Source organism: Microbacterium sp. Z6_144, assembly GCF_057197625.1.
The window spans coordinates 1,121,784-1,143,901 of sequence record NZ_JBXVPT010000001.1; the positions used below are offsets into that span (position 1 = coordinate 1,121,784).

Consider the following 22,118-nt stretch of genomic DNA (forward strand, 5'->3'; position numbering starts at 1 on the left):
GTGTCATGGCCGGTAGTGGGGCTGAGGCGCGCGGATCTCCTGAGTTTTGAACGGGGGAGAGGCGGCAAGGGGCAGCGGCGGTACGGGTCAGCTGCCGGCCAGCGCCTGCAGGCACGTCGCGGCCGCCGCCGCCGACCACGCCTGTGGGCGGCAGGCCGCGGGGTACGGCGTGGGCACGGAGGTGTCGGCTGCCGCGTCGCCGGAGTGCAGTTCGGGGACGCGGTAGCCGAAGCCCTCCGCGGTGTCGAGGAGCTCGTCCACCACGGCCCGGGCGGCCTCGCCGAGCCCCGCCCGCAGCATCCCGTGCACCGCGATGGCGGTGTCGTGCACCCACACGCTGCCGCCGTGGTACGACAGCGGCCAGAAGCCGGCGGCCCCGGTCGACATGGTGCGGATGCCGTAACCGCTCGACATCGTCGGACCCCGCAGCAACTCGGCGATGGCCGCCTCTTCGTCGGGCTCGAGGATGCCGGTTCCCAGCAGGTGCCCGATGTTGCTGGTCAGGGTGTCGACGGGGTTCTTGTCGCGGTCCAGGGCCACGGCGGGGTACCGCCCCTCGGGGGTCTCCACCCAGTACGCCGCCGCGAAGCGGGCCTTGAGATCCGCCGCCCACCGCCGCAATCCCGCCGGGTCGTCGGTGTCGTCGCCGAACGCCTCGAGCAGCGCCGCGCCGCCGAGCGCCGCCTCGTACGCGTACCCCTGCACCTCGCACAGCGCGATCGGCCCGGCAGCCAGCGTCCCGTCGCGCCACTGGATGGAGTCGCCGGAGTCCTTCCAGCCCTGGTTGGCCAAGCCGGTGCCGAGGCGGTCGATGTAGTCGAGGAACCCGTCGCCGTCGCTATCGCCGCTCTCCCGCATCCACCCGAGCGCCCGCCGCAGCGCGGGTAGGAGGTCGCGCACCTCCGCCTCGGGCATGCCTGCCCGCCAGGCATCGGCGAGGAGGCAGATCCACAGCGGTGTCGAATCGACGCTGCCGTAGTACCGCGGCGGGAGGACGATCCCCTCGCCGGGCAGCTCGATCGCCGACGCGCGCAGTTCGTGGAGGATCTTCCCCGGTTCCTGCGCGGTCGCGGGGTCATCGACGGTGCCCTGCAGGTGCGCCAGCACCCGGAGCGTGGATGCGGCGATCGCCGCGTCCAGCGGAAGCACCAGGCGCGCCGCCCACAGGGAATCGCGCCCGAACAGCGTGAAGAACCACGGCGCCCCGGCGGCGAAGAAGTCGTCGTCCGGCGCATCCGGGAGCGCCAGGCGAAGGGCGTCGAGGTCGCCGAGGGCGACCTCGAGCCACCGCCCCAGCCGCGGGTCGGTCGCCGACGCGGCGGCCGCGGCGGCATCCCACCGGCCGGGGGTGCGAGCCGCCTGCACGACGAGCGAGTCGTCGTGCAGCTCGAGCGACCATTCGACGGCCACGGTGCCGCGCGCGGGCACGTCCACCGGCCAGGTGACCAGGAGCGCGTCGCCCTCGGCGACCACCCGGGCGCCCGCGGCGGCGACGTCGAAGGAGGCGGTGCCGGCCGTCACCGTGGCAGCCCCCTCGGCAACGGTCACCTCGGCCTCTCGCGGTGCGTCGACGCCGGATTTCACCTCGTGCAGCAGCGCGAAGTCGGGCACGACCCGCAGGGTGAGCGCCGTCGAGAGCGGGGAGCTCAGGTGGGATCGCACCGTCAGGGTCTCGACGACCCGGCCCGCGTCCACGCGCCGATCGCGCTCCACCCGCACCTTCGGGTCGGCCTCCACGTCGTCCAAGCCCCGGACCAGGCCGCCGAAGACCACGCGGGACGGACCGTCGGGGGCGACGGAGATCCACTCGATCGCGGAGCCCGCGCAGGAGAGCTCGAGCGTGCGGACATGCCGCACGTCGCCGTGGTAGATCCCGTCGATCGCGGCGGCGCCGGCATCGCCTCCTGCACGCGACCACACCTGGGTGGGGGCGCGCAGGGCGATCACGGCATCGGAAAGCAGGGGCTGCAGCGGCTGCTGCGCGCCCTCGTTCTCGCGGGTCATTCCTTGACGGCTCCTTCGCTGGCGTTCATGATGCGGCGCTGGAAGATGAAGAACATCACGGCGACGGGGATCGTCATGATGGCCGCCGCCGCGAGCTTGATGGGGTACTGGCTTCCCTGGCTGAGCTGTCCGCTCGCCAGCGAGGCGACGCCCTTGGTGAGGGTGGTGAGTTCGGGCGATTGGGTGGACACGACGAAGTGGCTCAGCTCGTTCCACGACCCCTGGAACGACAGGATGACGATCGTGACGAGCGCCGGGCGTGCCATCGGCAGCACGACCGACCAGAAGATGCGGAAGGCGCCGGCCCCGTCGATGCGGGCCTGCTCCTCGACGGACGGCGGGATGGACTCGAAGAAGTTCTTCATGATGAACACGCCCGCCGCATCCACCAGCAGCGGCAGGATCATGCCCGCGTACGAGTCGTAGATGCCGAGCTGGTTGATGACGAGGAACTTCGGGATGAGGAGCACCACGGTGGGCACGGCCATCACCGCCACCACGGCCGCGAACACGATCCCGCGCCCGCGGAAGCGCAGCCGCGCGAGGGCGTAGCCGGCGAGCGAGGCGAAGAACACGCGGCCGAGCGTGACGAAGATCGTCACGATGGCGGAGTTGGCGAACCACGTCGGGAAGTCGGAGCGGAGGAACAGCTGCTCGTACGCCGCCGTCGTGAACGTGGTCGGCACGAGCGAGATGGGGTCGACCGCCGCATCCGAATCCGTCTTGAACGAGGTCGCCAGCTGCACGAGGAACGGATAGATGTAGATGAGCGCCAGGGCCGCCAGCGCGAGGTAGAGCACGACCTGCCACGCCACGGTCTTGCCCGGGAGGCTGCGGCGTCGACGCGGCGGTCGGCCGCGGTCGCCGCCGGTGAGGCGCTGCTCGACGAGCACGTCGGCTTGCATGCCGGTGACGGCGGTCATCGGATGCTGCCCTTCGTCGGAGTGCGGACTTCGTACTGCCGCGCGCGGCGGCGTGAGACGGGTCGGTCGCGCAGGACCCATCGCTGCAGGATCGTGAACGCGACGATGATGACGAACAGGACGAACGCGATCGCGGCGCCCTGGCCCCACTCCTGGGAGATGAAGGCCGAGTTATAGCTGAGGTAGGCCGGTGTCACCGTCGTCTTGCCGGGTCCGCCCTGCGTGCCGGTGTAGATCTGGTCGAACACCTGCCAGCAGCCGATCAACCCGAGGGTGAGGACGGTGAACAGCGTGGGCTTGAGCTGGGGGAGGGTGACTCGCCAGAACCGCTGCCACGCGTTCGCACCATCCATCATCGCCGCCTCATCCACGTCGCCGGAGATGTTCTGGAGGGCCGCGATGAACAGCAGCATGAACGTGCCGGACGTGGTGAAGACGGCCATCAGCACGAACGCCGACATCGCCACCGAGGGTCCGGCCAGCCAGTCCCACCACGTCACGCCGAGGAAAGCGCCCTCGGTGAGGGCGGCGGGGCCGGATTCGATCCCGACGACGCCGAGGACGTTGTGGAGCACGCCGCTGGGGTCGTTGAACCAGTTCGGCCCGTTGACGCCGAACCACGACAGCACCTGGTTGACGGCGCCGGACGTGGAGAAGAGGAACAGCCACAGCACCGTGATGGCGACCGAGCTGGTCACGGAGGGGAAGTAGAAGGCCGTGCGGAAGAACCCGCGACCGCGCAGCACCGCCCGGTTCACGAGGATGGCGAGGAAGAGCGACAGCGCGGTCTGCAGCGGGACGACCAGCACCACGTACCACGCGTTGTTGCGCAGCGCGATGCCGAAGTCGCGTTCGGCGAGGCCGCCGCCGGTGGTGATCGCGGCGTAGTTCTCGCCGCCGACGAAGCTCACGTCGGGGGAGAAGGGGCTGCCGCGCCCGTTCCAGTCGGAGAAGCTCACCCACAGCGCCATGAGCACGGGGACGAGGAGGAAGACGCCGAGGATGATCAGCACCGGGAGCGTGAAGAGCCATCCGGCGGCCGTCTCGCCGCGCCGGATCCCCCCGAAGGAGGACCCGGCGCGGCGAGCGGGTGACGACAGTGCGGTCATTGCATCACTCGGCGGTGGATGCTGATCACTCGACGATCGCCTCGAGGTTGGCCTGGACGGTGTCGAGGATCGCCTGCGGATCCCCGGTGGCCAGCGACTCCAGCTGAGCGTTGAAGTCGGAGATGACCTCGGCGGCGCCGGCGAGGTTCGGCGGGAACTGCGCGTACTCGGCGCCGGCGAGGAACGCCGCGAGGTCGGGGTTTGCGCTCGTCCACGCGTCGGCGGCCGACTGGATGGACGGCATCGGGCCGAACGCCTCGGAGAAGGCCAGTTGCTGCTCGGTGCTCGTGAGGTATTCGACGAGTTCGAGCGCAGCATCCTGGTTCGCGCTGTCGGCGGCCATGCCCCAGCAGTTGGTGAACTGCAGCGTGCCCTGTCCAGCCGGGCCGGCCGGAAGCTCGGCGACGGTGAAGTTCACGTCGGGGTAGTCGGTGGTGAGGGCCCCGGTGATCCAGTTGCCCTCGATGACCATCGCCGCGGCCTGCGTGCCGAAGGCCTCGCCGCCCCAGCCGGCGCCGATGTCGGCCGCATACGCGAACGACCCGTCGTTCAGGTGCGTCTGGACGTAGGTGAGGGCTTCGACGTTCTCGGGGCTGGCGGCGGTGGCCTCGCCATCGGCGATGAGTCCGCCGCCGGCCTGGGCCATGAAGGTGCCGATCCGCTGGTACTCCGCGCCGAACGCGAGCCCGACGCGGTCGTCGGTGGTGAGGCGCTGGGCCACCGCGGCGAGCTGCTCCCAGTCGGTGGGGATGTCGGCGTCGGTCAGTCCGGCCTGAGTCCACAGGTCGCTGTTGATGACCAGGGCGAGGGTGGAGAAGTCCTTGGGTGCGCAGTAGAACTCGCCGTCCAGGGTGAAGTTCTCCACGAGCGACGGGTAGAAGTCATCCCGGTTGGACAGCTCGTCGCCGTAGGCCTGGATCGAGCCGTTGCTCGCGTAGCCGGCGAGGGCCTCGGGAGCCAGGTAGAACAGGTCGGGCGGCGAACCGGCCGCGAACCCCTGCGAGAGCTGCTGAGGGAGGTCGTTGGCGACCTGTACCTCGGCGTCGATGCCGGACTCCTCCGACCAGGCCGCGACGGCCTCTTCGACGGCGGTGGTCTCGGCGTCGCCGGATGAGCCGATGAGGATGCTGAGCGATCCGTCGGCGGAATCGTCGGATCCGCTGCCGGAGTCGTCGAATCCGGAGCCGCACGCGGTGAGCGTCAGTGTGCCGGTGACGAGGAGCGCGCCCGCGCCGAGCAGGACCCGCCTGGTGTGCCGTGTCATGTGTCTCTCTCCTTCGATGAGGCATGTGAGGCAGAATTTGAACGATCAAACTCTACGCGAGATCACCGTACGGAGCGCGGGCGCGGCCTGTCAAGGGGCCGCGTGGCGCGGCCTATGATGGCGCACGGGATCGATCGGCAGGAGGTGCGATGGCCAAGGCGCCCACGGTCGACGACGTCGCACGGGCGGCGGGCGTGTCCCGCCAGACCGTCTCCAACGTCGTGAACGCGCCGCATGTCGTGCGTGCCTCGACCCGTGAGCGCGTCGAGGCGGTCATCGCCGATCTCGGGTACCGACCGCATGCGGCCGCGCGGCGTCTGCGCACCCGCCGGAGCTCGACCATCGGCATCCACCTCGACCCGTATGCCGGCGGCATCTCCGGCGTGGTGCTCGACCGCTTCGTCCACGCCCTCACCGAGCGTGCGAGCGACCGCGGGATGCGCGTGCTCGTATACGCGGCCCGCACCCCCGAGGAGGAGATCGCGCGCTTGGGCGACCTCCTCGACGGGGGTGAGGTGGACGCCGTGGTCGTCACGGGCACGTTCCGCGGCGATCCCCGCACCGGGTGGCTCGCCGACCGAGCCCTTCCCTTCGTGTCGTTCGGGCGGCCATGGGGGGAAGACGATGTCGAAGCGCCCGCGCACCTGTGGGTGGACGTGGACGGCGCCGCCGGTACCGCTGCGGCCACCGGACACGTGCAGCGCACGGCGGGGCCGCGCGTCGCCTTCCTCGGGTGGCCGGAGGGGTCGGGTACCGGCGACGATCGCGAGCGCGGCTGGCGCGAAGCCGGCGGAGCGGGACCGCGGTGGGTGGCCGAGGAGAGCGTGGCCGCCGGGCGGGCCGCGGCCGCTCGGGCGCTCGCGGACGGGGAGGCGGTGGACGGCATCGTGTGCGCGAGCGACTCCCTCGCCATCGGCGCGCACCTGGCCGCTGCCGCTGCCGCCCGGCCGGCGCTTCCCATCGTCGGGTTCGACAACACCCCGGCTGTCGAGGCGCTGGGGCTGTCCAGCGTCGAGCAGCTCCCCGAGGAGGTCGCCGCCGGTGCGCTCGAGCTGCTCATGGGCTCCACCGGGAGCGTGGTCTCGCCTCGGCCCGCTGCATCCGGATCGGCGCATGTGCTCGTGGAGCCCCGCCTGGTCATCCGCTGAGCGCGGTGGCGGTTCGGGGCTGGGGCCGGGTCATCCGGTGTTCGGGGCATCCGAGGGCCGGCCTGGGCGCGGGGGCGGGGGTCTGCCGCCTTCGCCGTTCAAAACTCAGGAGACACGCCGGTGCGGAGGCCGGATACGGGCCCTGGGGGCCCGGATCTCCTGAGTTTTGAACGGCCTGGGGCCGTGCGGCGACGTGCGGCAACGGTCGCGGGGCGGATGTGGCGGTGGGCCCAGCGGCCGGGCGGATGCTGCGCGGGGCGGCACTCGAGGTGCCGGGGCGCCGGGTCAGCGGCCTTCGCCGTTCAAAACTCAGGAGACACGCCGGTGCGGAGGTCGGATACGGGCCCTGGGGGCCCGGATCTCCTGAGTTTTGAACGCCCCGGGCCACGGCGGCCCGGAGCGGCGGCTACGGGGCGGTCACCTGGACGTCGTCGGGCGGGGTGGAGCCGACGTCATCCCACGTGCCCGACTCCCACGTGAAGACGGCGACGGCGCCCGTCGGCATGCTCACCTCGCGGCCGGCGAGCTCGCTGACCAGCGCGCTCACGCCCGGGTCGTGCGCGACGATGAGCACCTCGTCGACGCCGCTCTCCCGCGCCGCCGAGAGCAGCACATCGGGCTCGGCGAGGTAGAGCTCGGAGAGCTCGCGCAACTCGGCCCCGAAGGCGGCGGCGAAGTGCTCCGCGGTCGTGCGGGCACGCAGCGCGGTGGACGACAGGACCACCTCGGGGCGCACACCCGCGCGCATCACGCGGCGGGCAACGTCCGGCGCGTCGCGCTGACCGCGCTCGTTCAGGGGGCGGTCATGGTCGTCGATCGACGAGTCGGCCCAATCCGACTTGGCGTGCCGGGCGAGAGAGAGCTGGATCATACGGTCACGTACACCCAGGCCGCGCGCCCGCTCGCCAGCGTCACCGACGCCCGGCGATACAGCGCCACCTCGTACTCGTCGGCGGCATCCAGTTCATCCGCGGTCACCCACAACACCATCCCCATCACCTTGTCCCGTTCGTCGCCGGTCTCGCGCAAGACCGGGTGCACCTCCGCGCCCGACACCTCCGCGACCCTCGTGTCTTCGATCTCGACGTAGTCGATGGTGTACCCCGCGAGCACGTCCTCCTCGCCCGCCAGCAGGCGACCGAACGTGTCCCGCTGCACGTCGGGCACCTGCAACGTCCCGTAGGTGAAGAGAGCTTCGTCGGCGGGTACCTCGGCCACCGTTTCAGGGTAGCGCTCAGCCCAGCGCGAGGGAGGCCACGGTGAAGATCGCCGCTCCCGCCAACGCGCCGACGATCGTTCCGTTGAGCCGGATGTACTGCAGGTCGCGGCCGACGAGGAGTTCGATCTTCTCGGTCGTCTCGGCCGGGTCCCACCTCTCCACGGTGTCGGTGATGACGGATGCGATGTCATGGCGGTAGCGCTCGACGACGAACACCGCCGCATCCGTCACCCACCCGTCCACGCGCTCCTGCAGCGACGCGTCCGTGGTGAGGCGCTCGCCGACCTCCGCGAGGGCCTGCGCCGCCCGGCGACGCAGGCCGCTGTCGGGGTTCTCCAGTGCCGAGAGCAGCCCGGTCTTGGCGGTCTGCCACGCCTCGGCGGCGAGGGCGCGCACGCGGGGGCTGTCGAACAGTGTCGCCTTGGCGTCTTCCACCTTGCCGATGGTCTCCGGATCGTCCTGGAGGTTCTCCGCCAGTCGCGCGAGGTACCGGTCGATCGCGGCGCGGGCGGGATGCTGCGGGTCATCCCGCACCGCATCGACGAAGGTCAGCGCCTGCCGGTACACGGTCTCGTCCACGAGGCGGTGGGCGACGCCGGGCAACCACGACGGCAGGCGGCGTGACACCAGGCCGGCGAAGGCGTCCTGGTTGGCTGCGAGCCAGGTCGCGAGGGAGTCGGCGGCGAGGTCGACCGCGCCGGTGTGCGCGCCGGAGTCCACCACGCGCGCCAGCCATCCGCCGAGGGACGGCCCCCACTCGGGGGCGAGGAGGTGTTCGCGCGCGAGGTCTTCGATCACGTCGCGCACGTCATCGTCGCTCAGCGCGCGCAGCACGGCGGTCGCGGCGGTCGCGCCTTCGGCGGCGACCCGCTCGGCGTGCGCAGGCTGCGCGAGCCACGTGCCCAGGCGCGCGGCGATGGCGGTGGATTCGAGCTTGCCGCGCACGACCGGGGCCGAGAGGAAGTTGGTCTCCACGAACTCCCCGAGGCTCCGGCCGATCTCGTCCTTGCGGCGCGGGATGATCGCGGTGTGCGGGATCGGCAGCCCGAGGGGATGGCGGAACAAGGCCGTGACGGCGAACCAGTCGGCGAGGGCGCCGACCATGCCGCCCTCCGCGGCCGCGCGCACCCACTGCATCCACGGGTAGCGCTCCTGCAGCGGGAAGGAGATGGCGAAGATGATCGCCATGAGCACGAGCGCGCCCAGAGCCACCGCTTTCATCGTGCGGAGGGCGCGGCGCCGCTCCTGGTCGGCCGGGCTCAGCAGAGCGGGAGGAGTGGGTGGCATCCGGTCATCCTCGCACGGGCGCCATGTGCCGGGGTCAGGGTTGCATCGGTCCGAGCAGCGCGGTCGCCGCGGCGGAGTGCGCCGACTCCGGGTCGGAGGGGTGGAACATCCCGGCCAGGACGTCCCGGTAGAGCCGCGCCAGCTCACTGCGCGAGAAGTAGGACGAGCCGCCGGCAACGAGCATGGCGTCATCCACGACGCGCTTGGCCGTCGTCACCGCGCGATGCTTGACCCCCGCGAGCAGCGAGAACCACCGCGGCCCGTGGTCGACGACCGTGTCGACGTCGCGGGCGAGCGCGGCCAGCTGCGGCGGCAGCGCGTCGTAGGCCAGGCCCATGTCGGCCACGCGCCAGCGGATGTCGGGGTCGTGCGAGTACGTGGCGCCGGTCTTCTTCGAGCGGCGCGTGGTCGCCGCATCCACGGCCAGGTCCAGCGCACGGCGGGCGATCCCGGTGTAGACGGAGGCGAGGAGGATCTCGAACACGGCGAAGATCCCGAAGACGAGCGGGTCGGCCTGCGGTCCGGGGTCCACGCGCCGCACCACCCGGTCCGCCGGGGCGCGGGCGCCCTGCAGCTCCGTCGTGCGGCTCTGCGTCCCCCGCATCCCGAGCGTGTCCCAGTCGTCCCGGGTGACGACGGCGTTGGTGCGCGGAAGGAAGGAGTACACGATCTTGGGTGCGTCGGGTGAGGTGGTGTCGAGGCCATGGACCCCGAGGTGGTCCCACACGGGGGCCAGGGACGTGAAGATCTTCGTTCCCCTGTAGGTGTAGCCGCCGTCGCCGGTCGGGGTCGCTGTGGTGTCGCTCCCGAAGAGCACGAGGTCGTTGCCGGCCTCGCTGATGCCGAACGCGAACACCTCGCCCGCGGCGGCCCCGGCCTGCACGAACGCGAGGTCGTCGATGCCGCGGTCCTGCAGCACCTTGGCCACGCCCGTCCAGACGAGGTGCATGTTCACCGCGAGAGCCGTGGCCGGCGCGGCCGTGGCGAGGCGCTGCTGGAGGAGGGATGCTTCGGCCAGGCCGAGACCCGCCCCGCCGCGGTCGGCCGGGACGAGGATGCCGAGGTATCCGGCCGCCCGCAGCTCATCGAGGTCGTCCGCGGGGAAGGTGTTGTCTCGATCGTGCCCCGGCGCGCGCTCGCGGATGCGGCCCAGGAGGTCGTCGGGGAGATACTGCGCGGGCTCGAACGCGGCGGTCATCGTCCCATCATGGCCCGCTCCGCATCCGCCCGGTTCGCGCACAACGGCGGAGATCCTTCGCGACACGCCCGCGCGCCAGCCGGCATCCGCGGCGTGTCGTGGTCTCTCTCCGCCGTTGTGCCGGCGGGACGGAGGGGTGCTCGCGCCGCGGATCAGTCGAGGGCGGCGAACAGGGCGGCGACGGTGTCCTCGGGCTTGTCGCGGTGCGGGGAGTGCCCGGCGCCGGGGACGATCGACATCGACACGACCGTGTTCTCCAGCACCTCCTCGGCCAGGGCGCCGGTGAAGATGGAGTACACCTCCGGGTCGGAACCGATGATGTGCGTCGGGACGGTGAGGCGCGCGGCGGCCGGCCGCACGTCCCACGCCGGATTCTGCACACTCGTCTGCTCCACCGCCCACGCGCTCGCCTGCTGCGCCGAGAGCGCCTTCAGCTCGATGTCCTGCGGGTGCCAGGCGGGATGCTCCGCCCGCACCGCCGCGAGGGAGGTGTCGGCGAATGCGCGCTGCTGGCTCGAGCGCACGACCTCGCGGTCGCGCGCGGCGAGATGGATCGCGGGGTCGATGAGCACGAGCCGCCGCGTCCACTCCGGATCGTCGGCGGCGACCACGGTGGATGCGGCGCCGCCGAGCGAATGCGCGATCACGAGGTCCCACGTACCGCCGTCGGCGCGGATCACGGCGAGGTCGGCGGCATACGCCGGGATCGTGTAGTCCAGGGCGCGGGGGGCCGAGCCGTGCCCGCGCAGGTCGACCGCATCCGCTCGCCACCCCGCATCGGCCAGGGCCACGCCGTAGCGCCACATCAAGGCGCCATTGGATCCGAGGCCGTGGACGAGGAGGGCGCGGTGGCTCGCGGCGGGGTCGCCCCAGGTGAGGCGCGGAAGGATCACGGGGGAGGGCATGCCCCCATGCTATTGACGGCCGCACGGCCCCCGTCCCGCCGCACGGCCCCCGTTCCGCCGCGTACCCCCACAATGGAGGGATGATCTCGACAGAGGCCGCCCGTGCGCTGCGGGAAGCGGGGCTCGTCTGGAAGCCGCGGTCGGGAGATCGCTTCCAGCTCGACGAGCCCGAGTTCGAGGCCGACGTCTTCACCGTCAGCGACATGACGATCGAGGCGCGCACCTACCCGACCGGCACCATCCTCGCCTTCAACGGCACCACCGAGTGGGCGCTGGATTCCGTCGCGCTGGAGGAGGCGCTGTGGCTTCCCTCCGAGGATCAGCTGCGGGAGATGCTCCGGACGGCGTTCCGGGCGCTCCGCCGGATGACCGACACCTACGAGGTGGAGGTCGTCGTCGCCGGCGAGCGACGCACTTTCCAGCATCCCGAGCCCGCCGACGCCTACGCGCTCGCCGTGATGTCGCTGCTGGCCCGCATCGCGTGAGGGCCGGCCGTCCTACGTGATCGTGTGGACGGGCTCGGTGTCGGGGATCGGGCTCGCATCGCGATGGCGGAGGTCGGGGAAGCCGCGGACGCACGCGGCCGCGACGCCCGTCCCCACCAGGGCGAAGGCGGCGGCGGCCACGTAGGCGCCCTGCGCCCCGACGCCGTCGATGAGGAACCCGGCCGCCGCCGACCCTGCTGCCGCGCCGATGAGCTGCCCGGTGCCGATCCATCCGTAGGCCTCGGCGGTCTCGCTGAACCGCACGCTCGCGGACGTGATGGCGAAGATCACGGCGAGGGCGGGGGCGATTCCGATGCCGGCGAGCAGGAGCGTGCCGCCCAGCCACCACACGTCCAGTGCGAAGATCGCCAGGACCAGGCCCCCGGCGACGATGGCGAGGCGGCGCGCCATCGCCCACGGGCCGATCGGGATATGGCCCAACGACAGGCCGCCGGCGAGACTTCCGACCGAGAACACCGCGAGCACCAGCCCCGCCTCCGCGCCGCCGTGACCGAAGGTCGCCACCACCCCGACCTCGACGGCTGAGCACGCGGCGATCAGGAGGAAGCCGCTGACGGTGGCCAGCAGCACGGGCGGCTTGGCGAGCACCTTGCCGAAGCTCCGGCGGCTGCGCGGGATGCGAACGCGCCCGACCTCCGGCGACAGGATGAACCACGCCCCGCCGAGGATCAGGATCGCCACGATCAGCCACAGCGCCTCGACGGTGCCGATCTGGGTGGCGACGAACGTGATGACCACCGGCGCGATGATCCAGATGATCTCCTGCAGCGACGCGTCGAGGGAGAACAACGGGGTGAGCTGGCGAGACGTCACCATCTTGGGGTAGATGGTGCGCACGGCCGACTGCACGGGCGGGGTCGACAGGCCCGCGATCAGGCCGAGGGCCATGTAGCCGGGCACGGGCATGCGCACCAGCGCGAGGAGGGCGATGGATGCGGCGCACACGACGAGCGTGAGGGTGAGGACGGGCCGCATCCCCCATCGCCCCATCCACCTGCTGGTGACGGGGCCGGCCACGGCCTGACCGATCGAGGTGGCCGCCAGGACGAGACCGGCGGCGCCGTACGATCCGGTGACCTGCTCGATGTGCAGCAGCACCGCCAGACTCGTCATCCCGTTGGGGAATCGCGCGGCCAGCTGGGCGACGATGATCCGCGCGACGCCGCGCGTCTGCAGAAGATCCCGGTAACCCGCCACGACATCCCACGGTAGCCACTCGGCCGCCTCCGGGCGACACGGTCACGCGTCGTGGCCGGCGGCGACACGACACGCCCGACACGCCGGTGGGGCGCATTCCACAGGGGAGCGCGTGTCGGAGGTCCGGCATACCGTGTCGGCTGTGGATGGATCGGGCGAGGGTCGGCCAGATGGGCGTGATTCAGGGCTTTTCCGAGCTTGCGGATATCCGTCTGCCTGTGGATGAAACGGTGGACAACATGTGTTGTATCTGGGGAGAGCGGTGGAGAATCACACGAATGTAACTACTAGCCCTTGTGGTGACTTCCAATGGCGGCACCCATATGTAGTATTGAGCTCCCGGCACAGGATCGTTCCGGAAAATCAGGACCTTGAGGGAAGAAACGGGTAATCATGGCTATCACGGTGTACACCAAGCCTTCGTGCGTGCAGTGCACGGCGACCTACCGCGCGCTGGATTCGAAGGGCATCGAGTACGAGGTCCACGACGTCTCCCAGGACGCCGACGCCCTCGAGCACGTCAAGGCGCTGGGCTACCTGCAGGCCCCCGTCGTCGTCACGGACGAGGACCACTGGTCGGGCTTCCGTCCCGACAAGATCGACGCACTCGCCTCACGCCTGGCCTGAGCTTCGAGGGCGCTCGGCTACCGGCCGGAACAATGTCGCTGACCGCCAACGCTTCGGTGACTGAGCAAGCGAAGCGGGACGACGCTCCGCTCCTGGTCTACTTCTCGAGCGTGTCGGGCAACACCGCACGTTTCATCGAGAAGCTCGGGATGCGTGCGGTGCGGATCCCGGTCCGGGCGAGCGAAGCCCCCCTCATCGTCGACGAACCGTACGTCCTGGTGACCCCCACCTATGGCGGGGGCGCCGGGCGCGGCGTCGAGAAGGGCGCCGTGCCCAAGCAGGTCATCCGGTTCCTCAACGACACCGGCAACCGCAGCCTCATCCGCGGAGTCATCTCCGCGGGCAACACGAACTTCGGCGAGCACTTCGGTCTCGCCGGCGAAATCATCAGCCGCAAGTGCTCCGTGCCGCACTTGTACAAGCTCGAAGTGTTCGGCACACCCGATGACGTCACTCGCGTCAGCGAAGGATTGGAACGATGGTGGAATCAACAGCACTAGAGGCGGCATTGACCGCGAATGACTTCAAGGCAGACCTGCGGTTCGACGGCATGGACTACCACGCCCTCAACGCGATGCTCAACCTGTACGACGAGAACGGCAAGATCCAGTTCGACGCCGACAAGCGCGCCGCGCGGGAGTACTTCCTCCAGCACGTGAACCAGAACACGGTGTTCTTCCACTCGCTCAAGGAGCGCCTGGACTACCTCGTGGAGAAGGAGTACTACGAGCCGGCCGTGCTCGAGAAGTACTCGTTCGACTTCATCCAGGGGCTCAACGACTTCGCCTACGGCAAGAAGTTCCGCTTCGAGACGTTCCTCGGCGCGTTCAAGTACTACACGAGCTACACGCTGAAGACCTTCGACGGCAAGCGGTACCTCGAGCGCTTCGAAGACCGCGTCGTGATGACGGGCCTCGCCCTCGCCGACGGTGACGAGCGCCTGGCCACCGAGATCGTCGACGAGATCCTCTCCGGCCGCTTCCAGCCGGCGACGCCCACGTTCCTCAACGCGGGCAAGGCCCAGCGCGGCGAACTCGTGTCGTGCTTCCTGCTGCGCATCGAAGACAACATGGAGTCGATCTCGCGCGGCATCAACTCGTCGCTGCAGCTGTCCAAGCGCGGCGGCGGCGTGGCGCTGCTGCTGTCGAACATCCGCGAGGCGGGCGCCCCGATCAAGCAGATCGAGAACCAGTCCAGCGGCATCATCCCGGTCATGAAGCTCCTCGAAGACAGCTTCAGCTACGCCAACCAGCTCGGCGCACGCCAGGGCGCCGGCGCGGTGTACCTCTCGGCTCACCACCCCGACATCCTGCGCTTCCTCGACACCAAGCGGGAGAACGCCGACGAGAAGATCCGCATCAAGACCCTCTCCCTCGGCGTCGTCGTCCCCGACATCACGTTCGAGCTCGCCAAGAACGATGAGGACATGTACCTGTTCTCGCCGTACGACGTCGAGCGCGTGTACGGCCTGCCCTTCGGCGACATCTCCGTCACCGAGAAGTACCGCGAGATGGTCGATGACCCCCGCATCAAGAAGACCAAGATCAACGCGCGTGAGTTCTTCCAGACCCTCGCCGAGATCCAGTTCGAGTCGGGCTACCCGTACATCATGTTCGAAGACACGGTGAACGCGGCCAACCCGATCAAGGGCCGGATCAACATGTCGAACCTCTGCAGCGAGATCCTGCAGGTGAACACCCCGACGACGCTCAACGAAGACCTGTCCTACGACCAGATCGGCAAGGACATCTCGTGCAACCTCGGTTCGCTCAACATCGCGCTGGCGATGGACGGCGGAAACCTCGCGCGGACGGTGGAGACCAGCATCCGCGCGCTCACCGCCGTCAGCGACCAGAGCCACATCCGCTCGGTGCGCTCGATCGAGGAGGGCAACGACCGCACGCACGCGATCGGTCTCGGCCAGATGAACCTGCACGGCTACCTCGCCCGTGAGCACGTGTACTACGGCTCGGAGGAGGGTGTCGACTTCACGAACATCTACTTCTACACGGTGCTGTTCCACGCGCTGCGCGCCTCGAACAAGCTCGCCATCGAGCGCGGCCAGGCCTTCGACGGGTTCGCGGACTCGACCTACGCATCGGGGGAGTTCTTCGACAAGTACATCGAGCAGGTGTGGGAGCCGGCGACCGACAAGGTCAAGAGCATGTTCGCGGGACACCACATCCCCACGCAGGACGACTGGCGCGAGCTCAAGGCCTCGATCCAGCAGTCGGGCATCTACAACCAGAACCTGCAGGCGGTGCCCCCGACCGGGTCGATCTCCTACATCAACAACTCCACGAGCTCGATCCACCCCATCGCGGCGAAGGTCGAGATCCGCAAGGAGGGCAAGCTCGGGCGCGTCTACTACCCGGCGGCGTTCATGACCAACGACAACCTGGAGTACTACCAGGACGCGTACGAGATCGGTTACGAGAAGGTCATCGACACGTACGCCGCCGCCACGCAGCATGTGGACCAGGGCCTGTCGCTCACGCTGTTCTTCAAGGACACCGCGACCACGCGCGACATCAACAAGGCTCAGATCTACGCCTGGCGCAAGGGCATCAAGACGATCTACTACATCCGCCTGCGTCAGATGGCGCTCGAGGGCACCGACATGAGCGAGTGCGTCAGCTGCACGCTGTGACGCTTGTCCATCGACAGGCTCAGGGACCGACTAAGGATTGATGGAATGACACCCGAACCGCTCAAGCTGCTCTCGCATGTCGAGGCGATCAACTGGAACCGCATCCAGGACGATAAAGACGTCGAGGTGTGGAACCGCCTCGTGAACAACTTCTGGCTGCCGGAGAAGATCCCCCTCTCCAACGACATCCAGTCGTGGAACACGCTCACGCCCGATGAGCAGCTGCTGACGATGCGCGTGTTCACCGGCCTCACGCTCCTGGACACCATCCAGGGCACGGTGGGCGCCGTCTCGCTCATCCCCGACGCGATCACCCCGCACGAGGAGGCGGTGTACACCAACATCGCGTTCATGGAGTCGGTGCACGCGAAGAGCTACTCGTCGATCTTCTCGACCCTGTGCTCGACGAAGGAGATCGACGAGGCCTTCCGTTGGTCGGTGGAGAACCCGAATCTGCAGAAGAAGGCGCAGATCGTCATGGAGTACTACCGTGGCGACTCGCCCCTGAAGCGCAAGGTCGCCTCCACGCTGCTGGAGTCGTTCCTGTTCTACTCGGGCTTCTACCTGCCGATGCACTGGTCCAGCCGCGCCAAGCTCACCAACACCGCCGACCTCATCCGCCTCATCATCCGTGACGAGGCCGTGCACGGCTACTACATCGGCTACAAGTTCCAGAGGGGCCTCGAGCGGGTCTCCGAGGCGGAGCGGGCCGACATCAAGGACTACGCCTTCTCGCTGATGTACGAGCTCTACGACAACGAGGTGCAGTACACGCAGGACCTCTACGACGGTGTCGGCCTGACCGAGGACGTCAAGAAGTTCCTGCACTACAACGCCAACAAGGCGCTGATGAACCTCGGGTACGAGGCCATGTTCCCGGCCAGCGTGACGAACGTGAACCCGGCCATCCTGTCGGCGCTCTCGCCGAACGCCGACGAGAATCATGACTTCTTCAGTGGGTCGGGTTCGTCCTACGTCATCGGCAAGGCCGAGGCCACCGAAGACGACGACTGGGACTTCTAGAGTTCCGCATCCGCGGCGTCGGATGAACGCACGAAGGTCGGAGGAATCCCCGCGGATCCTCCGACCTTCGTCGTTTCCTCCGACAGCGCGCACGACGCGCAGCCCAGAGGCGCCGGACGCACGGCGCGAACCCTGACGTGGGAGACTGCGGCGCATGGATGCTGACGCAACGGTGCTCCGCAGCTGGACCGGCTGGATCCGCACGGCCAACCGCGAGGCGTACAGGCGCTATCTGGCCGACACCGGGATGCGGGAGTACCGCGCCACCCCCGGTAACCGAGGCGCGTGGGCGGTGATGCGTGACCTCGGCGACGGGCGTACCGAAGTGCGGACGCTGTCGCTCTGGCGATGCCGGGATGACATCGTGGCCTTCGCGGGCGCGGACATCTCCGTCGCGGTGTTCTATCCGGAGGACGACGCGTTCCTCGTCGACCGGGAGCGCACGGTCGAGCACTTCGACGTGGTGGGCTGAATCGATGGCGCCGGACGCCGCGCTCAGCGCTTGACCGACGCCGTGACGGTGAACTTCGGGCTCCGCGCGATCTGGCGGGTCGGGCCGACCAGGCGATTCAGCACCGGGCGGTACTGCAGCGCCGAGTTCCACACCGTCCACAGTTCGCCCCCCGGGCGGAGCACCCTGCCGGCGTCGGCGAACAGGTACGGCGCGATGCCCTCGTCGATGGCCGCGCCACGGTGGAACGGCGGATTCAGCGCGATGAGGGATGCGCCGGCGTCGGGGAGCAGGGAAAGGCGGTCGTCGCGCACCACCGTCATCCGGTCGGTCAGGCCGTTGGCGGCAGCGGTCTGGCGAGCGGATGCGACGGCGGCGGCGGATTCGTCCGATGCGTAGACGTGGAGCCCCGGATGCCGCACCGCCATCATCGCCCCCACGACCCCGCTTCCGCACGCGAAGTCGATGAACGGATCGTGGGGGTCCAGGCGCGGCGCGGGAAGATGCTCGAGCAGCAGCCGTGTCCCGATGTCGAGCCCGGCGCCGGCGAAGACGCCGCCGAACGCGCAGACGGTCACGCCGTCCTGCACGGTCCGCGCGGGCACCGGATCCCGTCCGTTGCGCGGGCCGCGGGCGACCAGCACGCGGGACTTCTGCCGCGCGTGCGTGACGTCGAGGGTGGCGAAGTGCTCCCGAAGGACGTCGTTCATCGCCAGGCTCATGTGCTTGATCCGTCCGCCGGCGAACACGGCGACGTCGGGTGCGGCGTACGCGGCGACGAGCCCGCTGATGTCGCGGAGTGCGTCCAGCGAGCGGGGCAGGCGGAGCAGCACGACGCGTGCCCTGCGGACGAGATCGGCATCCAGGGGCAGCGAGCGGACGACGCCTTCGAGGCCGAACGTGCGCGCGTTGGCTGCGAGGGCGCGCTCGTCCGACAGGGCGTCCTGATGCACGCGCACGGGGGAGGCAGCCGCCGGGCTCTCCGAAGCGACGGAGAGGGCGAGGGCGCCGGCGGTGTCTCCGATCACCACCACCTCGTGCGGGGCGACCGTGCCGCGAGCGCCGAGGGATTCATCCAGCAGCAGCCGGTCGGCGGCGTCGTGGGCCGGCGGCCCCTGGCGGGGTCCGGCGTGCTGGAGGGCGTCGAGGGAGAAGTCCACCGCATCACGTTACCCGCCGGGGCGGTGAGGATGAGCCGGCAGCCCCCAGCGAAGGTTCGTAGGCTGAAGCATCCCCGACCCGACGAGGAGACCCGTGTTCCGTACGCCCCTGACGTTGTTCCGCACGCTGGCGATCGCGGAGGCGATCTCGTGGACGATCCTCATCGCGGCGCTGGTGGTCCGCGCGGCCTGGGACCTCCCCATCGCGGTGACGATCGGCGGCGCGATCCACGGGTTCGTCTTCCTCTCCTACGGCGCCACCGCGATCCTCGTGGCGCTGAACCAGCGCTGGCGGGCGGCACCGACGGTCGTCGCCGTCGTCAGCGCCGTCGTCCCGTACGCCACCGTCCCGGTCGAGATCTGGCTGCACCGCGCCGGCCTGCTGGCAGGGGAGTGGCGTCGCGAGGAGACCGCGGATCCCCGCGACGGCAGGCCGCTGGATCGGATGCTGCGGTTCTTCCTCCGCCGGCCGTGGGCCCTCGCGCTGATCCTCGTCGTCGGGATCGTGGCGCTCTACGTCGCGCTGCTCGTCATCGGCCCGCCCGGCGGGCGCCACTGAGCGCGGCGATCCGCGGCGCGTCGGGCCCTGAGACCGGAAAGGTCAGGTGCGGCGGTTGCTGAGGTGAACCGGGAGCGCCAGCGCCGCCGACACGCACAGGATGCCGAGGATGAAGACCAGCGGCTGGATCGGGGCAAGCGAGAAGGAGATGCCCACGAGGAAGACTCCACCGAGGAACAGGACAAGCGCGATAACGTACATGGAACCTCCCGGTCACAGGTTACCGTGCCGAGCGGCCCACAATGTTCCATCGCCGCGGAGGGCTTGACCCTGACGCATCGCACAGCGGACGAAGACAGGACGAAAAACGTGACAACCGTCCAGCGACCACGGCCCAGTGATCAGGTTCACGGGCGACAGAAGAAGAGGGCTCTGCAGGGAGACCGCCTTTCGGCTGCGCTCATGCTCGCCGGCGTGGTGATCGCCATGGTGTGGGCCAACCTGCCAGGCGACTCCTACCACGACGTGTGGGAGCTCCCCCTCACCCTCGGCGCCGGAGACGCGTCGGTGACGTTCACGCTGCATGCCCTCGTGAACGAGGGCATCATGACCTTGTTCTTCTTCCTCGTGGGGCTCGAGGTCAAACGCGAGTTCACCATCGGTGAGCTGACCGATCGTTCACGCGCGATGGTGCCGATCGCGGGGGCCATCGCCGGCCTGATCATCCCGGCGCTGATCTTCGTCCTCATCAACCTCGGCAGCGGCCACATGAACGCGTGGGGAGTGGTGATCTCCACGGACACCGCATTCCTCGTCGGGGCACTTGCCATCATCGGTCCGAGGTTCTCCGCGCGACTGCGGACCTTCCTCCTCACCCTCGCCGTGGTGGATGACATCGGAGCGCTGCTCGCGATCGGGCTCTTCTACAACAACGGCCTGGACCTGTGGCCCTTCGTCATCTCCCTCGCGCTCATCGGCCTTCTCGCGCTGGTGCGTTTCCTTCCCGCCCCGATCCGGGGCTTCGCGTACGCGGTGCTCGGTGCGGCGTTGTGGGTCGAGATCTACATGGCCGGGATCCACCCCACTCTCGCCGGGGTGGCCGTGGCCCTGCTCATCCCGGTCTTCTCGCCGCGCCGCGGCGATGTGGAGCGCGCCGCCGAGGAGGCGCGGGCCTTCCGCGAATCGCCGAATCCCCGGTACGCCGCGGCGATCTCCCGGAGCCTTCGAGACTCGATCTCGATCAACGACCGAGCCCAGGACGCATGGCGTCCCTACATCAACTACGGCGTGCTGCCGATCTTCGCCCTCGCGAACGCCGGTGTGCACATCACGGGGGAGACCCTCCGGGATGCGGCGGCGTCACCACTGGCGTGGGGCATCGTCGCCGGCCTCGTCGTGGGAAAGTTCGTCGGCATACTCGGTGCCGCATGGCTCGCGTGCGTCGTCGGGAAGGGGCAACTCGCGCCAGGTTTGAGCTTCCACCGGATCGCCGGAGGCGCAGCGCTGTCGGGGATCGGCTTCACCATCTCGCTCTTCCTCGTTCCGATCGCGATCACCGACCCCGAGGCCCAGGACATCGCGCGCGTCGCCGTGCTCACCGCATCCGTCCTGGCGTTCCTTCTCGGCTGGGCCATCCTCGCCATCGGTGACCGGGTCGTTCCCCCGCAGGCGGTGGGGCTGAGGCTCGCCCGACCCGTCGACCCCACGCGCGACCACGTCTTCGGCGCCATGGACGCCCCGTATGAGATCGTCGAATACGGGGACTTCGAGTGCCCATTCTGCAGTCGAGCGACCGGGTCCGTCGACGCGGTGCGCGAGCACTTCGGTGCCGACCTGCGCTGGGTGTGGCGCCACCTCCCGCTGGATCACGTGCACCCGCATGCACAAGAGGCCGCCCAGGCCGCCGAAGCCGCGGGGAACCAGGGCCAGTTCGGTCAGATGGTGAACAAGCTCTTCACGCACCAGGATCACCTGGAGCGCGACGATCTCTTCCGCTACGCCGAGATGCTCGGGCTCGATCCCGACGCCTTCGCGAACGACTTCACCTCGATGCGGGTGTTGCGCCACATCCAGGACGACCGCCTCGATGCCGAGATCATGGACCTCAACTCCACGCCGACGTTCTTCGTCAACGGGCGCCGACACGTCGGTCCGTACGATTCTGCGACGCTGATCAGTGCGTTGCAGGCGGGAGCGCCTGCCGCGGCGAAGGACCGCTGAGTTCGAGCAGGTCCTGCGCGAGCAGGGTCGACCCGGCCACGGCGGCCGGCATGATGGCGATCGCCCCGAACGGGATCAGGAAGCACACCTGCGTGGCGACGCCGAAACCGAGCGCGCGCGGTCGCGAGCGGCGCATCAGGCGCCGCCGCTCCCTCCGGTCGAGGCCGCGCGCGGTCAGCGCCCGCGAGGTCAGCTCGTCCGCGAGCAGCCACCCGGTCAGGGTGACACCCAGGAGGGTGCCGGCGACACCGCCCGCCAGGGGGACGAGGCCGATGAGCCACGCGAGCAGAGCGACGCCGAGACCTCGGAGGAGGAGGCCGGCGGCGTCGCCCACGGCCCGCCAGAATCCGTACGCGGCATCGGGCACCGTGCCGGTCGTGGCGCGCTCGACGGCGCGCCAGATCCGGTCGTAGAACGGCTCACCCACCGCCAGGGTGAGGGCGGTGACGGTCACGGCGGCCAGGAAGAACGCGCCGCCGAGTGTCGCGAGCGACACCGCGATCCTGAGGGCGCCGGCCCAGAACTCCGGCCATCCGTCGGCGAACGGGGTGATCGCCGTGACGATGTCGGGCAGGGCGAATGCCAGTGCGACCAGCGCGGCGACGACGAGCACCACCACGACCACGGCGGGCACGAGGCCCAGGGCCATCGCGGCGGGGATGCGGCGCCACATGCCGAACCCGCGCGCCAACGTGCCGATTCCTCTGGCGAATTCCCGCATGAGGCCA

General features: G+C 69.7%; 22 protein-coding genes. 9 read left to right on the forward strand and 13 right to left on the reverse strand.

The window, feature by feature from the left end; all coding sequences use genetic code 11:
* Positions 1-87 precede the first annotated feature (87 nt).
* The 4 genes from AC2DGY_RS05485 to AC2DGY_RS05500 are packed head-to-tail and all read right to left on the reverse strand — an operon-like array spanning position 88 to position 5,300.
* Positions 88-2,004 (reverse strand): glycogen debranching N-terminal domain-containing protein, encoded by a 1,917-nt coding sequence (locus tag AC2DGY_RS05485; protein WP_484508693.1) that lies wholly within the window; start codon positions 2,002-2,004, stop codon positions 88-90.
* A complete protein-coding gene (locus AC2DGY_RS05490) occupies positions 2,001-2,909 on the reverse strand; it encodes a carbohydrate ABC transporter permease (protein ID WP_484509974.1) in 909 nt (302 codons plus the stop codon). Before AC2DGY_RS05490 ends, AC2DGY_RS05485 begins: the two co-directional genes overlap by 4 nt.
* 14 nt (positions 2,910-2,923) lie before the next feature.
* Positions 2,924-4,036 carry a carbohydrate ABC transporter permease gene (locus AC2DGY_RS05495; protein WP_484508694.1) on the reverse strand — a complete coding sequence of 371 codons (1,113 nt, stop codon included), beginning with the start codon at positions 4,034-4,036 and terminating at the stop codon, positions 2,924-2,926.
* A 25-nt stretch (positions 4,037-4,061) separates the two neighbouring features.
* Positions 4,062-5,300, reverse strand: a complete 1,239-nt coding sequence (locus AC2DGY_RS05500) for a sugar ABC transporter substrate-binding protein (protein WP_484508695.1) — start codon at positions 5,298-5,300, stop codon at positions 4,062-4,064.
* A gap of 149 nt (positions 5,301-5,449) precedes the next feature.
* Between AC2DGY_RS05500 and AC2DGY_RS05505 the strand changes: the two genes are divergently transcribed.
* Entirely contained in the window at positions 5,450-6,448 is a 999-nt protein-coding gene (locus tag AC2DGY_RS05505) for a LacI family DNA-binding transcriptional regulator (protein ID WP_484508696.1), read from the forward strand.
* Between the two features lie 406 nt (positions 6,449-6,854).
* Here AC2DGY_RS05505 and AC2DGY_RS05510 read toward each other — a convergent pair whose 3' ends face one another.
* From AC2DGY_RS05510 to AC2DGY_RS05530, 5 genes are all read right to left on the reverse strand, one after another.
* Positions 6,855-7,319, reverse strand: coding sequence for a SixA phosphatase family protein (locus AC2DGY_RS05510; protein WP_484508697.1), 465 nt, complete (start codon positions 7,317-7,319; stop codon positions 6,855-6,857).
* Positions 7,316-7,666, reverse strand: a complete 351-nt coding sequence (locus AC2DGY_RS05515; RefSeq protein ID WP_484508698.1) for a gamma-glutamylcyclotransferase family protein — start codon at positions 7,664-7,666, stop codon at positions 7,316-7,318. The genes AC2DGY_RS05510 and AC2DGY_RS05515 overlap by 4 nt, the downstream gene beginning before the upstream one ends.
* A gap of 16 nt (positions 7,667-7,682) precedes the next feature.
* Complete coding sequence (locus AC2DGY_RS05520) at positions 7,683-8,954, reverse strand: DUF445 domain-containing protein (protein ID WP_484508699.1); 1,272 nt, start codon at positions 8,952-8,954, stop codon at positions 7,683-7,685.
* A 34-nt stretch (positions 8,955-8,988) separates the two neighbouring features.
* Positions 8,989-10,152, reverse strand: coding sequence for an acyl-CoA dehydrogenase family protein (locus tag AC2DGY_RS05525; RefSeq protein WP_484508700.1), 1,164 nt, complete (start codon positions 10,150-10,152; stop codon positions 8,989-8,991).
* 152 nt (positions 10,153-10,304) lie between these two features.
* Entirely contained in the window at positions 10,305-11,057 is a 753-nt protein-coding gene (locus AC2DGY_RS05530) for an alpha/beta fold hydrolase (protein WP_484508701.1), read from the reverse strand.
* 80 nt (positions 11,058-11,137) lie between these two features.
* Between AC2DGY_RS05530 and AC2DGY_RS05535 the strand changes: the two genes are divergently transcribed.
* Positions 11,138-11,542, forward strand: coding sequence for a pilus assembly protein CpaE (locus AC2DGY_RS05535; protein ID WP_484508702.1), 405 nt, complete (start codon positions 11,138-11,140; stop codon positions 11,540-11,542).
* A 12-nt stretch (positions 11,543-11,554) separates the two neighbouring features.
* Here AC2DGY_RS05535 and AC2DGY_RS05540 read toward each other — a convergent pair whose 3' ends face one another.
* Positions 11,555-12,760: an MFS transporter gene (locus AC2DGY_RS05540; RefSeq protein WP_484508703.1), complete on the reverse strand. Its 1,206-nt coding sequence runs from the start codon at positions 12,758-12,760 to the stop codon at positions 11,555-11,557.
* 393 nt (positions 12,761-13,153) lie between these two features.
* On the opposite strand from AC2DGY_RS05540, the gene nrdH reads away from it, so the two are divergent.
* The 5 genes from nrdH (at position 13,154) to AC2DGY_RS05565 (ending at position 17,532) form a co-directional block, all read left to right on the forward strand.
* On the forward strand, positions 13,154-13,387 hold the full coding sequence (gene nrdH / locus AC2DGY_RS05545) for a glutaredoxin-like protein NrdH (RefSeq protein WP_484508704.1): 234 nt from the start codon (positions 13,154-13,156) through the stop codon (positions 13,385-13,387).
* 32 nt (positions 13,388-13,419) lie between these two features.
* A complete protein-coding gene (nrdI, locus tag AC2DGY_RS05550; RefSeq protein ID WP_484508705.1) occupies positions 13,420-13,887 on the forward strand; it encodes a class Ib ribonucleoside-diphosphate reductase assembly flavoprotein NrdI in 468 nt (155 codons plus the stop codon).
* Positions 13,888-13,937: 50 nt separating this feature from the next.
* Positions 13,938-16,037 carry a class 1b ribonucleoside-diphosphate reductase subunit alpha gene (gene nrdE, locus AC2DGY_RS05555; protein WP_484509975.1) on the forward strand — a complete coding sequence of 700 codons (2,100 nt, stop codon included), beginning with the start codon at positions 13,938-13,940 and terminating at the stop codon, positions 16,035-16,037.
* Between the two features lie 45 nt (positions 16,038-16,082).
* Positions 16,083-17,060: a class 1b ribonucleoside-diphosphate reductase subunit beta gene (gene nrdF, locus AC2DGY_RS05560; protein ID WP_484508706.1), complete on the forward strand. Its 978-nt coding sequence runs from the start codon at positions 16,083-16,085 to the stop codon at positions 17,058-17,060.
* A gap of 154 nt (positions 17,061-17,214) precedes the next feature.
* Positions 17,215-17,532 carry a hypothetical protein gene (locus AC2DGY_RS05565; RefSeq protein WP_484508707.1) on the forward strand — a complete coding sequence of 106 codons (318 nt, stop codon included), beginning with the start codon at positions 17,215-17,217 and terminating at the stop codon, positions 17,530-17,532.
* A gap of 23 nt (positions 17,533-17,555) precedes the next feature.
* Here AC2DGY_RS05565 and AC2DGY_RS05570 read toward each other — a convergent pair whose 3' ends face one another.
* Positions 17,556-18,671 (reverse strand): class I SAM-dependent methyltransferase, encoded by a 1,116-nt coding sequence (locus AC2DGY_RS05570; protein ID WP_484508708.1) that lies wholly within the window; start codon positions 18,669-18,671, stop codon positions 17,556-17,558.
* Between the two features lie 94 nt (positions 18,672-18,765).
* Between AC2DGY_RS05570 and AC2DGY_RS05575 the strand changes: the two genes are divergently transcribed.
* Positions 18,766-19,230, forward strand: a complete 465-nt coding sequence (locus AC2DGY_RS05575) for a DUF3817 domain-containing protein (protein WP_484508709.1) — start codon at positions 18,766-18,768, stop codon at positions 19,228-19,230.
* A 42-nt stretch (positions 19,231-19,272) separates the two neighbouring features.
* On the opposite strand, the gene AC2DGY_RS05580 is transcribed toward AC2DGY_RS05575, so the two are convergent.
* The gene (locus tag AC2DGY_RS05580; RefSeq protein WP_484508710.1) at positions 19,273-19,431 is read right to left on the reverse strand and encodes a hypothetical protein; all 159 of its coding nucleotides are present in this window, start codon (positions 19,429-19,431) and stop codon (positions 19,273-19,275) included.
* A gap of 108 nt (positions 19,432-19,539) precedes the next feature.
* Between AC2DGY_RS05580 and nhaA the strand changes: the two genes are divergently transcribed.
* Positions 19,540-21,390, forward strand: coding sequence for a Na+/H+ antiporter NhaA (nhaA, locus tag AC2DGY_RS05585; protein WP_484508711.1), 1,851 nt, complete (start codon positions 19,540-19,542; stop codon positions 21,388-21,390).
* Here nhaA and AC2DGY_RS05590 read toward each other — a convergent pair.
* Positions 21,344-22,111 carry an EI24 domain-containing protein gene (locus AC2DGY_RS05590; protein ID WP_484508712.1) on the reverse strand — a complete coding sequence of 256 codons (768 nt, stop codon included), beginning with the start codon at positions 22,109-22,111 and terminating at the stop codon, positions 21,344-21,346. The two genes, nhaA and AC2DGY_RS05590, sit on opposite strands and share 47 nt — an antisense overlap.
* Between the last annotated feature and the right edge of the window lie 7 nt (positions 22,112-22,118).